Here is a 12,909-nt window from a genome sequence, read left to right on the forward strand (position 1 = left end):
GATTTTTGCGTCGCTGGCGAGTGCAGCCTTGCTGGCCGCACTGGTGGTGGTGACCTCTTTCTGGGCCTTTGGACAAATGGAGCAAGCCGCCGAGGCGCGCAAACGAGGCTCCAACATCTTGAATAGCGCGGATGACGTGTTTTCCGCCTTGAAGGACGCCGAAACCGGTCAGCGCGGTTTTTTACTGACGGGTGACGAAGCCTTTCTGGAGCAGTATCTGGCGGTGCAGGGCAGTATCGTCGGGCATTTGAAGAAATTACGTGAAGATACCCTTATCCCCGCCGCCCAGAATCACCTAGATGCCGTGGCGCCATTGATCAGTGCCAAATTGGCGGAATTGGCACAGGTCATCGAACTGCGTCGCAACCATGACGTGGCTGCCGCGCTCGCAATGGTAGCCAGCGGTCAGGGCAAACGCACCATGGATTCAATACGCGCCGAGATGAAGGGCTTCGTCCAGATCGAGGAAGGCGCGCGGAAGGTGCACGACGAGGAGTTCCAATCGAATCTGCGACTGCTATTTGTCGCCCTTGTTGGCGCCAGCCTGTTTACACTTCTATTGGCCGTTTCATTTGCCTTCCTCGTCCATCGCGAATCAAAGCAGCGGCTCAAGAATCTGGTGCATGTGCAAACAATGCGTTTGCTTGAGGTGGAAGCGCAGACGAACAAACAACTGCAACAGGCCAATGCCACGCTGCAGATCAGCGAGGAAAAGCTCGCCGTCACCCTCAACTGCATCGGCGACGCCGTGATCGCCACCGATGCCGAGGGACGCATGACGTTAATGAATCCGCTCGCGGAAGCGCTCACCGGCTGGACGCTCGCGGAAGCGACCGGGCACCCGGTCGATGAAGTGTTTCGCATCATCAACCAGGAAACCCGCGCACCTGCCACCATTCCGATCGCGCAGACCCTGGCCGATGGCACCATACAGGGCCTCGCCAACCACACGGTGCTAATAGCCCGCGATGGCAGCGAGTGCCCGATCGCCGATAGTTGCGCGCCCATTCGCGACCGCGACGGCCGGGTGGTCGGTGCGGTATTGATATTCCGCGACGTCACGAAGGAATATGCGGTGCAGCACGCGTTGCGCGACAGCGCCGCGCAGATTCAGGCCATCCTTAACACGGTGGCTGACGCCATCATCACCATTCGTGCCGGTGGCGGAATCATCGAAAAAGCCAACCCGGCGGTCGAACGAATGTTCGCTTACACCGAAGCAGAACTCATCGGACAGGATTTCAGCCGGCTGATACCTGAACTCAATCAGGACCAGCGCAATGATTCACTCGACTACTACCTGGCGAGCGATGAGGCGCGTGCCGTCGGGCTCGGACGCGAGGTCATGGGCCAGCGCAAGGACGGCAGTGTTTTTCCACTGGAAATTGCCGTCAGCGAAATGCAGCTGGGCGGCAAACGTTACTTCACCGGCATCTTGCGTGATATCACCACGCGCAAACAGGTTGAGGTGGAGCGTGCCTTCCTCAATCAGGCGCTTCAGGACAGGAACCTGGAGTTGCAAAGCGCAAAGTCCATGGCGGAAAAGGCCAATCTCGCCAAATCGGATTTCCTGTCCAACATGAGCCATGAGCTTCGCTCCCCGCTCAACGCGATCCTCGGTTTCGCCCAATTGATGGACTCCGATGCTCCGCCGCCCACGCCAACACAAAAGTCGAGCATCGACCAGATTCTTCAGGCGGGTTGGTACCTGCTGGAATTGATCAACGAGATTCTCGATCTGGCGGCGATTGAATCCGGCAGGCTGTCGCTATCGCTCGAGCCGGTGGCGCTGGCCGACGTCATGGGCGAATGTCACGCCATGATCGAACCGCAAGCGCAACGGCGCGGCGTCAAACTTGACTTTTCCCAAGTCGACACGCCTTGCTTTGTGCATGCCGATCGGACTCGGCTGAAGCAGGTACTCATCAACTTTCTGTCCAACGCGATCAAGTACAACCACCGGGACGGAACCGTCTCGATTGACTGCGTCATGATGACGCCGGCACGCATGCGCATCAGCATCCGCGATACCGGCTCGGGATTGGCCCCGGAAAAACTGGCGCAACTCTTTCAGCCGTTTAACCGGCTCGGGCAGGAAACCAGCGCCGAGGAGGGCACCGGCATTGGCCTGGTGATGAACAAGCGAATCGTCGAGCTGATGGGCGGCGTAATCGGGGTGGAAAGCACCGTCGGCACCGGAAGTGTGTTCTGGTTCGAGCTGGGCTCGGCGGCATTGCCCCGGCTGGCGGTCGATCATGCCAAGTCCGTCGCGATCGCGCCGGCACAAAGCCCGCCAGGAGCGCCCGTGCACACACTGCTTTATGTCGAGGACAACCCCGCCAACCTGAAATTGGTCGAGCAGCTCATTGCGCGCCGCTCCGATATGCGCCTGCTGACGGCGATTAGCGGCGAGCTCGGCGTCCAGTGCGCGCGCACCAACCAACCTGAGCTTATCCTGATGGACATCAATCTGCCGGGTATTAGCGGCATCGATGCGCTGAAAATTCTGCGCGAAGATCCGCGTACGGCGCACATTCCCGTGCTGGCGATCAGTGCCAATGCGATGCCAGGCGATATCCAGAAAGGTTTGCAGGCGGGATTCATCCGTTATCTCACCAAACCGATCAACGTCAATGAATTCATGGCCGCGCTGGATGTGGCGCTGGAATTCGCCGGGAAGAACTCTGGCAACCGCCAGGACACGTAGGTGCCGAACAGAAATAGACAGACGCCCCCACTTGACAAACACAAGCACTGGAGCGGCGTTTGGGACATTTTGCCGCTACAAGCCGCGCCAGTGCTTGTGTTTGCTGTCAAAGATGGCAGGGCCAGCCGAATTCACCGCATTACTCAATGCACCATGAATGGCACCACGAAATATCCCCACCATATGTACGGCAACGTACAGATACCAACAGGCGTCTCACTATGATGGCAATGGGCGCTCAATTCGTCTTTCATCATCAAACACAAATTGCCACGGTGCCTGCACGTGAAGCAATACGCTTCTTGCACAACCGGGGATGAACGGCCAGTCGGGTGAGTTGCTGCCCACGTCTCCGGCCTCGCGATACACCTGACGACTACGCGCACTAAAAGAGGTAGGCAATGCCCGCAACAACCCGCGATCCCGATCCCGCTCTTTCCAACCCTGCCGGCACCATGGCGGGCATGGCGGAGGCCATCACCGAGGTCCGGCGCCAGGAGGCGCTGTTGAAAACCGGCGCGTTGCAGAACGCGATTTTCAACAGCGTCAATTTCTCGAGCATCGCCACCGACGAGAAAGGTGTCATCCAGATCTTCAACGTTGGCGCGGAGCGCATGCTGGGCTATGCGGCCGCCGACGTGATGAACAAGATTACGCCCGCCGACATTTCGGACCCGCAGGAAGTCGTGGCCCGCGCGAAGGCGTTGAGTCTTGAACTATCCACGCCGATTCAGCCGGGCTTCGAGGCGCTGGTGTTCAAGGCCGCGCGCGGCATTGAAGACATTTACGAGCTGACCTACATCCGAAAGGACGGCAGCCGCTTCCCCGCCGTGGTGTCGGTCACGGCGCTGCGGGACGCGCAGGACGCCATCATCGGCTACCTGCTGATCGGTACCGACAACACCGCCCGCAAGCAGGCGGAGGAAGCGCTGCTCAAGGCCGGCGCGCTGCAGAGCGCGATTTTCAACAGCGCCAACTTTTCCAGTATCGCCACCGACGCCAAGGGCGTGATCCAGATTTTCAACGTTGGCGCGGAGCGAATGCTGGGCTACGCCGCCGCCGACGTGATGAACAAGATCACGCCCGCCGACATCTCCGACCCGCAGGAAGTGATCGCGCGCGCCAGCGCCCTGAGCGTAGAACTTTCAACACCGATCACGCCGGGCTTCGAGGCCTTGGTGTTCAAGGCTTCGCGCGGCATCGAGGATATTTACGAGCTGACCTACATCCGCAAGGATGGCAGCCGCTTCCCGGCGGTGGTGTCGGTCACGGCGCTGCGCGACGCGCAGGACGCCATCATCGGCTACCTGCTGATCGGCACCGACAACACCGCGCGCAAGCAGGCCGAAGAAGCGCTGCTCAAGGCCGGCGCCCTGCAGAGCGCGATTTTCAACAGCGCCAACTTCTCCAGCATCGCCACCGACGCCAAGGGCGTCATCCAGATCTTCAACGTCGGCGCGGAACGCATGCTGGGCTTTGCCGCCGCCGACGTGATGAACAAGATCACGCCGGCCGATATTTCTGATCCACAGGAAGTGATCGCGCGGGCCAAGGCATTGAGTGTTGAGCTGGGAACGCCGATTACGCCGGGCTTCGAGGCGCTGGTGTTCAAGGCTTCGCGCGGCATCGAGGACATTTACGAGCTGACCTACATCCGCAAGGACGGCAGCCGCTTTCCGGCGGTGGTCTCGGTCACGGCGCTGCGCGACGCCCAGGACGCCATCATCGGCTACCTGCTGATCGGTACCGACAACACCGCGCGCAAGCAGGCGGAAGAGGCTCTGCTCAAGGCCGGCGCCTTGCAGAGCGCGATTTTCAACAGCGCCAATTTCTCCAGCATCGCCACCGATGAGAAGGGCGTCATCCAGATCTTCAACGTCGGCGCCGAGCGCATGCTGGGCTACGCCGCCGCCGACGTGATGAACAAGATCACCCCGGCCGACATTTCGGATCCGCAGGAAGTGATCGCGCGCGCCAAGGCATTGAGTATTGAGCTCGGGACGCCAATCACGCCTGGCTTCGAGGCATTGGTGTTCAAGGCCTCGCGCGGGATTGAAGATATTTACGAACTGACCTACATCCGCAAGGACGGTAGCCGCTTTCCGGCCATCGTATCCGTCACGGCGCTGCGCGACGCGCAGGACGCCATCATCGGCTACCTGCTGATCGGCACCGACAACACCGCGCGCAAGCAGGTCGAAGCGGAACAGAAGCGGCTCGATCAGCGGCTGCGCGACCAGCAGTTTTACACACGCTCGCTCATCGAATCCAACATCGACGCGATCATGACCACCGATCCGTCAGGGCATCATCACCGACGTCAACAAGCAGATGGAGGCGCTCACCGGCTGCACGCGCGACGAGCTGATCGGGGCGCCGTTCAAGGGCTACTTCACCGACCCGGACCAGGCCGAGGCGAGCATCAAGCTGGTGCTGAGCAAAAAGAAGGTCACGGACTATGAACTCACCGCAAGGGCGAGGGACAGCAAGGAGACGGTGGTTTCCTTCAACGCGACCACGTTCTACGATCGCGACCGTCGGCTCCAGGGTGTATTCGCCGCCGCGCGCGACGTATCGGAACGCAAACTCCTCGACCAGGCCCTGCAGGAAACGAACGTTCAACTGGAGAATGCGAAGTTCGTGGCGGAAAAGGCCAACCTTGCCAAATCGGATTTTCTGTCCAGCATGAGCCACGAGTTGCGCTCACCGCTGAACGCGATCCTCGGTTTCGCCCAGCTGATGGATTCCGACACACCTCCGGCAACGCCCTCGCAGAAAGCGAGCATTGACCAGATTCTGCATGCGGGCTGGTATTTGCTGGAGCTGATCAACGAGATCCTCGATCTGGCCGTCATCGAGTCCGGAAAGCTGTCGCTGTCGGCAGAACCCGTGTCGCTGGAAGAGGTGATGTTTGAATGCCAGGCGATGATGGAGCCGCAAGGGCAAAAGCGCGGCATCAAACTGACCTTTCCCGGGTTCGACCATCCGAGTTTTGTGCATGCCGACCGGACCCGGCTGAAACAGGTGCTGATCAATCTGCTGTTCAACGCGGTCAAGTACAACCTTCCGGACGGAACGGTGGTAGTGGACTGCTCCGTGAGTACGCCGGCTCGCACACGGATCAGTGTCCGCGACTCCGGTGCCGGGTTAGCTCCCGAAAAATTGATGCAGCTGTTTCAGCCGTTCAACCGTCTCGGGCAAGAAAGCAGCACGGAGGAAGGCACCGGCATCGGCCTGGTTGTCAGCAAGCGGCTGGTTGAGTTGATGGGCGGCGTAATCGGCGTGGACAGCGCGGTCGGGAAGGGAAGCGTGTTCTGGTTTGAACTAAGCACGGCGACGGCGCCGCAACTTGTGGTGGAGAGAGCCCTGTCCACGACGGTTACCCCGCCGCGAATACCGCAGGATGCACCGCGACATACCCTGCTCTATGTCGAGGACAATCCGGCCAACCTGACGCTGGTCGAGCAACTCATCGCGCGCCGTCCCGAATTGCACCTGTTGACCGCCACGGATGGGAATCTGGGCATCGAGCTTGCGCGCGAACACCAGCCGGAGGTGATCCTGATGGACATCAACCTGCCCGGAATCAGCGGTATTCAGGCGTTGAAAATTCTGCGCGAGGATCCCCGTACCGCGCATATCCCGGTGCTGGCCATCAGCGCCAATGCCATGCCTGGTGACATCAAGAAGGGTTTGCAGGCAGGTTTTTTCCGCTATCTCACCAAGCCGATCAACGTCAACGAATTCATGGGTGCGCTGAATGTGGCGCTGGAATTCGCCGAAAAGAACGCCGCCCCGCACCAATAATCCGCGGTAACGCAAATGATCCGTCCCACCGACGTTCTCAACGCCAGAATCCTCATCGTCGATGATCAGGAGGCGAATGTCATGCTGCTGATCCACACGCTGCGCGGCGCCGGCTATGCTTGCGTCACGTCCACCATGGATCCCCGCGAGGTCTGCGCGCTTCACGCGCAGAACCGCTACGACCTGATCCTGCTCGACCTGCAGATGCCCGGCATGGATGGATTCGAGGTGATGGAAGGTCTGAAGGAGATTGAAACAGACGGGTATCTTCCGGTCCTGGTGCTTACCGCGCAGCCGCAACACAAACTGCGCGCACTGGACGCTGGCGCGAAGGATTTCATCAGCAAGCCATTCGACCTTGCCGAGGTGAAATTGCGCGTGCACAACATGCTGGAAGTTCGCCTGTTGCACCTGGAAACCAGAAATCTTTACGAGCGCGTTTTGTCGGAACAGAAAGTGTCGGAACTGCTCCTGTTGAATGTACTTCCCCGATCCATTGCCGACCGCCTGAAAGAACGCCCCGAAGTCACCGCCGATGGCTTGACCGAAGTGATTGCCGATACCTTTTCGGAGGTCACGGTATTGTTTGCGGACATCGTCGAGTTCACGAAATTTTCAGAAGGGGTGAGCGTCGAGGTCCTGCTCGGTGTACTAAACGACATTTTTTCCCGGTTTGACCGCATCGCCGATGAACGCGGCCTCGAGAAAATCAAGACCATCGGCGATTCCTATATGGTCGCCGCGGGAATACCGGTACCCGTGGCCGATCACACAAGCCGTGCGGCACACATGGCGCTGGACATGATGGACGCCATGGCCCGTTTCAATGCGGAAAACCCCTACAAGTTGACGGTGCGCATCGGCATGGACACCGGCTCCGCGGTGGCCGGTGTGATTGGCAAGCGCAAATTCCTGTACGACTTATGGGGCGATGTGGTCAATACCGCGAGCCGCATGGAATCTCACGGCGTGCCCGGAAGAATCCAGGTAACGGATGCCACGCGGCAACGGTTGGGTGAACCATTTGCGCTCACCGAGCGCGGCACGATCGACGTCAAGGGCAAGGGAATGATGCACACGTGGTTTCTGAATAGCCGATATGGCTAGTGTCGTACTTAACCAGGTGCGGCGGCCTTTTCACCCATTTGCTGCCGGCGGTATTCCTTGCGTTTCATCCCCAGGTATTCAGCGAGGTCCAATTCATGCAGCTGCCGGGGATAGCGCTCGCTCGCATTGAACCAGTCGTTGATGCGTTTCTCGAACTGCATGCCGTCCGGCGTGGGAGGTGCGCCCAGAAACGACTCAATGGCGAGGTAGTAGCGCATCGTATTGCGTTCCTGCTGCCCGCGCATGCCATCAATATATGTCGGCTGGCCGTCCGTCCCGGTACCCGATATCGAAAAGCCGACCTTGTTGCGCCCGGCAGTACCCAGATACGCCAGCATCGCCAGCTTTCCCGTCAGGCCAAATCCGTATGAATAGGAAAGACGCAGGAATGTCGTGCCATTTTCCACTGGTACCGCTTCGAGCAAAATGCGATAGTCGTGCGTACTCAGCGGGCCGGTATCGGCGCTTAACAGCACGCGCAGATAGTCGGGTTTCCGGTCGGTAAGCAGCCATGCAAAGGTGAGGCGATACGATTGGTCCAATGGCTGGTCGATTTTTTTCCCCACGTTCATCAGCAGATTCGTTCCCTGCTGTTCGCCCGCGATGCCGCAATACTTGGTATTCAAATGCAGGATGAGGATTTCGCACCAGCCCTGAGGGGCGGAAAGTGCCGCGCTTACTTTCTCGATGAGGAAGGTACGGGACCACGGCAAAAATATCGCCTTTCACGTCGTTGGACGTTTGGCTGGACTCAAGTATCAAGGGGCGATTAAAAACGTTCGTGGCCAGCTGGTCCCGCAATGCATCGTGGCGCGCGTGCATGGCCAACCCATTGCCGGTGCCCACGCTGGCGGCAGGTATCGCCGCGGCGGCCGTGAGACCGATCATGAGCCAGAAACCTATTGCCACCAGCATCAACAGAACACCAGGGGCCGCCGATGCGCGCTGGGGTTGCATCAAGTTTTCTTCCGTTCCGCTATTGACCATGTCTTGCCTATCCCGATAGAACTTCATTTCGCATTCCTAAAGCCAGTAGATCCAGATTCGCGCTGCTTGTTCCTTGACACGCATGACCAGCGAGCGATCACGCCATGATTCAAGCGTGATTTGTTCTGACTCGGCCAGGTCTTTGTCGAACATCGTATTCATCTGCGTGCCGAAATCCGGACTGAGTACAACCGCATTGATTTCGTCGTTATGCAGGAAACTCCGCCAATCGAGATTGGTTGACCCGATGGTCGACCATACGCCGTCGATCAGCGCGGTCTTGGCATGCAGCAGCAATTCACGCCGTTCAAAAATTTTCACGCCGGCACCAAGCAGCTCGCTGTAGAACGAGCGACCGGCGAAGTAAACCAGCGCCGAGTCTGATTTGCTGGGCAGGATAATCTTGACATCGACTCCGCGGCCCACTGCGTCCTTGAGCGCATCCATGATGTGCTTGTCCGGCGCAAAGTAGGCGTTGGTGAGGTATACCGATGTTTCCGCGCTGTTGATGGCCGAGACCAGGTGTTATACATCTGGCCGCCACCCGCGTCGGAGGAGCTGCCGATCGCACGAACCACTTCCTTGCCTTTTTGCATCGGTGGCGGAAAGTATTTCCTGTCTGGCAGGGCTTCCCCCTTCTGCTTGTTCCAGGTTTCCATGAACAGTTTCTGGAACTCGGCCACCACCGGGCCCTCCACCAGCAGATGGGTATCGCGCCACGGTGTCTTGATTTCCTTCTTGCCGTCCGGCGTGAGTTTTCCTGACGACCCGCTGGAGTAAACACTGCTGATGTTCACACCACCGAGAAACGCACTCTGACCGTCAACGATCAAAAGTTTCCGGTGGTCGCGCTGGTTTACTTGCCAGCCTTTCTTGCCCTCAAGCGGATTGATGGGATTGAATTCCAGTACCTTGATGCCACTGTCCTTGAGGCGCTGGAAGAATTCCCTGGGCGTATTCAGCGACCCGACGCTGTCATAGATCATCACAACCGGTACACCCTTATTCTGCTTCTCGATCAGCGCATCGGAGAATTTCTTGCCCATTTCATCGTCTTCGATGATGTAGGTTTCGATATTGATATTGTCCTTGGCAGCGGCGATGGTCTTGAACATGGCCGCGTAGGTTGACTCGCCGTCCTGAAAAAGCGTGGTCTTGTTGCTCACCATCAGGGGACTGCCGGCGATCGCCTCTTCAACGGCCAGATGGCGTTCGAAGATCCCGGTTTCCTCGCTACGATTGCTGAGGCCCGCCAGAATGGCTTTGCTCTGGCGGAACGACAAGGGACCGTGCGCGCCTTCCATTTTGGCGGCTTGCGTCGAGGACGGCAGCATGTCGGGCGACAATTGCGGTAGCGATGCGCAACCCGACAGGCCGGCAATCATTGCCGCAGGGGCCGCCATCGAAACGCGCAGCCAAGTGGACCACATCGACCACGTGGACGGATTGCAAACTACAGCTCGCACGGCTTTCTCCTGGTTCACAATTGAGTAACTGCATTGAGAATAGTGCGCAGGCTGGGCCGCGGATAGCGGCGAAACCCCGCAAGGCACGTCGGACGGCTCCTACAGGCAATTTGTCCGCATGTCTCTATTCAGCGGCGTTTTGCATGGCGAGACTCTCCGCGGGGGCCGGATGCGCGAAAAAAAATCGTAACATTTCACGTGTCGCGTCGGGCCCGCTGGGATCCGTGTATGAACCCTCGGCGTTGCCGCCAGACCACGCGTGTCCCGCGCCATGCAACTGCCAGTACTCGGCCGCAATGTGGCCCTGCACGTCGTGATGGGTGAAACGGGTGTAACGCTGTCCACGCGCCGACTCGCCATGCTCCATCTGTGGGTTATCCGCCAGCAATGCGGATATTTGGCGATCGCCTATATTGCCTGCCGCGTCCACCGCGCCCGCCATGGCCGAACGACCAAGCGCTGCCTCGATCACCTGCTCGCCATTTCGGGAGTGAACAGTATGGTCCAGATCACCGTGGAACACGATAGTAGGCATGGCCCCAACATTGGCCGCGACGGCGTTTGCAATTTCACTTCCTTCACTTCCATACGGCGCGGCGCTACCGCTTTTCATCGCCGAAAGCGCTTCAAATACATTGCTCGCCGCACCAGGCGCCAGTCCGGAGTGAACACCGGCGGCCGAAAATAGTTCCGGGTATGCCGTTGCGACGATTGCAGCCATGGCGCCGCCCGCCGACAGGCCGGCGATGTAGACGCGGCTTGGGTCGATATCATGTTCTTCAATCATCTGTTGCGTCATGCTGGCCAGCAACGCAGGTTCGCCACCGCCGCGCTGCTGATGTTCTCGCATGAACCAGTTCCAGCATCGCGATGCGTTGGCGAATGGCGATTGCTCCGGGTACAGCACGAAGAAGCCCTGCTCTCTCGCGCGGTCGTTCATGCCTGTGCCGCGGGCGAAATCATCGGGATCCTGATTGCAGCCGTGCAGCATGACGACCAATGGCAATTGACGACCGGCGTGGCCGGGCGGCGTGAAAAGCTTGTAGCGTCGTGTTTGCAAGAAGTATGTGTATACGCCATGCGTGAATTCGCCGGGTCCGATCCCGAACGTCACCCTGGGCTTCTCGTCAACAAGGGCAAGGGGCAATGGCGCTTGCTGCGCATCTGCCGGCCAATCGATCGGCGGCAATTCGACAAAGACCGGTGCCGCGGTGGTGGGTAGACTCATCTCTGTATCGAACGCCAGGTCGGTGGATTGCACGACGCTGGCAGGCGGGAACGCGCCCGATTCGATCCCCGCGCCGCCACCAATCAGTATTGTCGACTCTTGCCGCATCGGCGCAGTTGCAGCCCGTTCCGTGGCGTCGCCGGGCGTGTTGATGTTCGTCGTTGCAGCGCGGGTGACCGTCGCACCGGTCAGCACACGCCTGATTGCCAGGGTGGCTTTGCGAATCCAGTTCATCTCGGCGCATTCATCCCGGTGTGTTCATTGTTGCGTGATCAAGGCTGCGCGCTCACGCGCCAGATCACATTGCCGACGTCATCGGCCACCAGCAATGCGCCCCGCTTGTCTAGCGCCACACCGACCGGCCGGCCGAAGGCATTGCCGTCATCACTGAGAAATCCTGTCAGCACATCGACCGGCGTGTCACTGGAAGGCTTGCCGCTTTCGAAGGGCACGAAGATCACCTTGTAGCCGCTGTGCGGCCGGCGGTTCCACGAGCCATGCTGGCCGATGAACATGCCGTTGGCGAACATGCCGGGCAACGTAGTGCCCGTTGAAGCAGCCAGGCCCAGCGAGGCGGTATGCGGACCTAGCGCATAGTCCGGTACGATCGCGCTGGCCACCAGATCGGGCCGCCGGGGCGTCACCCGCTCGTCAATGTGCTGGCCAAAATAACTGTAGGGCCAACCGTAAAAACCGCCATCGCGTACCGACGTCATGTAGTCGGGAACCAGGTCGCTGCCGAGTTCGTCGCGCTCATTCACCACGGTCCACAGCGCGCCGCTGAAGGGTTCCCACGCAAGGCCATTCGGGTTGCGCAGGCCCGACGCAAAGACGTGATGCGTGCCGTTGGTGGTGTCCACCTCCCAGATGGCGGCGCGCCCGGCTTCCGCCGCCATGCCGCGTTCGCCCACGTTGCTGTTCGAGCCCACCGTCACGTAGAGCTTGGTGCCGTCCTTGTTCGCGATGAGATTTTTGGTCCAGTGATGGTTAATCGGTCCGGCGGGCAAGTCAACCACCTTGACACCGGGCACCGTGATACGAATGTCGCCGTTGGCATAGGGAAATCGCAGTATCGCATCGGAATTGGCCACATACAGGTCATTGCCGACGAGCGCCATGCCGAACGGTGAGTGCAGGCCATCGAGAAACACCGAGCGCTGGTCCGCCACGCCACCACCTTTGGTATCGCGCAATAGCGTGATACGGTTGGCGCTGGGCACCGCCGCGCCCGCTTTCTTCATCACAAGGCCCATCAACCAACCCTTCAACCCTTTCGTGTCTTCGGGTTTGGGCGGAGCATTGGCCTCGGCCACCAGCACATCGCCGTTGGGCAGCACTAACAGCCACCGCGGGTGGTTTAGCCCGCTGGCGAACGCAGCCACACTCGTGCCGGGCGCCGCCGATGGCTTCATGCCAGACGGCCAACCGATGGCGGGCGCGATATTTACGGTGGGAATCAGCGACCGCTGGGGAGGAGGCAGCGTGGGCTGCGGTCCGAAGCCGGCGGAGACAGGCAACGTGGCAACCTCGGCACAGGCAGTCAGCGCCAGCATCAGGAGGGCAAACAACGCCGCGAAGGAGCGTGTTTGCGCCCGCTTGACCATAAC

The 12,909-nt window shown here is 59.6% G+C and carries 6 protein-coding genes and 3 pseudogenes; 5 read left to right on the forward strand and 4 right to left on the reverse strand.

Going from position 1 to position 12,909, the window contains the following annotated elements:
* Positions 1-391: 391 nt before the first annotated feature.
* The 4 genes and pseudogenes from IPP88_09000 (at position 392) to IPP88_09015 (ending at position 7,621) form a co-directional block, all read left to right on the forward strand.
* Positions 392-2,707, forward strand: a complete 2,316-nt coding sequence (locus tag IPP88_09000; protein MBL0122853.1) for a PAS domain S-box protein — start codon at positions 392-394, stop codon at positions 2,705-2,707.
* 455 nt (positions 2,708-3,162) lie between these two features.
* Positions 3,163-3,642, forward strand: a pseudogene (locus IPP88_09005) (PAS domain S-box protein).
* A gap of 786 nt (positions 3,643-4,428) precedes the next feature.
* Positions 4,429-6,514, forward strand: a pseudogene (locus IPP88_09010) (PAS domain S-box protein).
* Between the two features lie 15 nt (positions 6,515-6,529).
* Positions 6,530-7,621, forward strand: a complete 1,092-nt coding sequence (locus tag IPP88_09015) for a response regulator (protein MBL0122854.1) — start codon at positions 6,530-6,532, stop codon at positions 7,619-7,621.
* A gap of 8 nt (positions 7,622-7,629) precedes the next feature.
* Here IPP88_09015 and IPP88_09020 read toward each other — a convergent pair whose 3' ends face one another.
* Positions 7,630-8,334 (reverse strand): hypothetical protein, encoded by a 705-nt coding sequence (locus IPP88_09020; GenBank protein ID MBL0122855.1) that lies wholly within the window; start codon positions 8,332-8,334, stop codon positions 7,630-7,632.
* A 107-nt stretch (positions 8,335-8,441) separates the two neighbouring features.
* On the opposite strand from IPP88_09020, the gene IPP88_09025 reads away from it, so the two are divergent.
* Positions 8,442-8,627: a hypothetical protein gene (locus IPP88_09025; protein MBL0122856.1), complete on the forward strand. Its 186-nt coding sequence runs from the start codon at positions 8,442-8,444 to the stop codon at positions 8,625-8,627.
* A 17-nt stretch (positions 8,628-8,644) separates the two neighbouring features.
* On the opposite strand, the pseudogene cls reads toward IPP88_09025, so the two are convergent.
* From cls to IPP88_09040, 3 genes and pseudogenes are all read right to left on the reverse strand, one after another.
* Positions 8,645-10,038: pseudogene (gene cls / locus IPP88_09030) on the reverse strand (cardiolipin synthase).
* 160 nt (positions 10,039-10,198) lie between these two features.
* Positions 10,199-11,410 (reverse strand): PHB depolymerase family esterase, encoded by a 1,212-nt coding sequence (locus IPP88_09035; protein MBL0122857.1) that lies wholly within the window; start codon positions 11,408-11,410, stop codon positions 10,199-10,201.
* Between the two features lie 164 nt (positions 11,411-11,574).
* A complete protein-coding gene (locus tag IPP88_09040; protein MBL0122858.1) occupies positions 11,575-12,906 on the reverse strand; it encodes a sorbosone dehydrogenase family protein in 1,332 nt (443 codons plus the stop codon).
* Positions 12,907-12,909: the final 3 nt, after the last annotated feature.

This window comes from Betaproteobacteria bacterium, assembly GCA_016720925.1.
In the GTDB taxonomy this organism is placed as follows: Bacteria; Pseudomonadota; Gammaproteobacteria; order Burkholderiales; family Usitatibacteraceae; genus UKL13-2.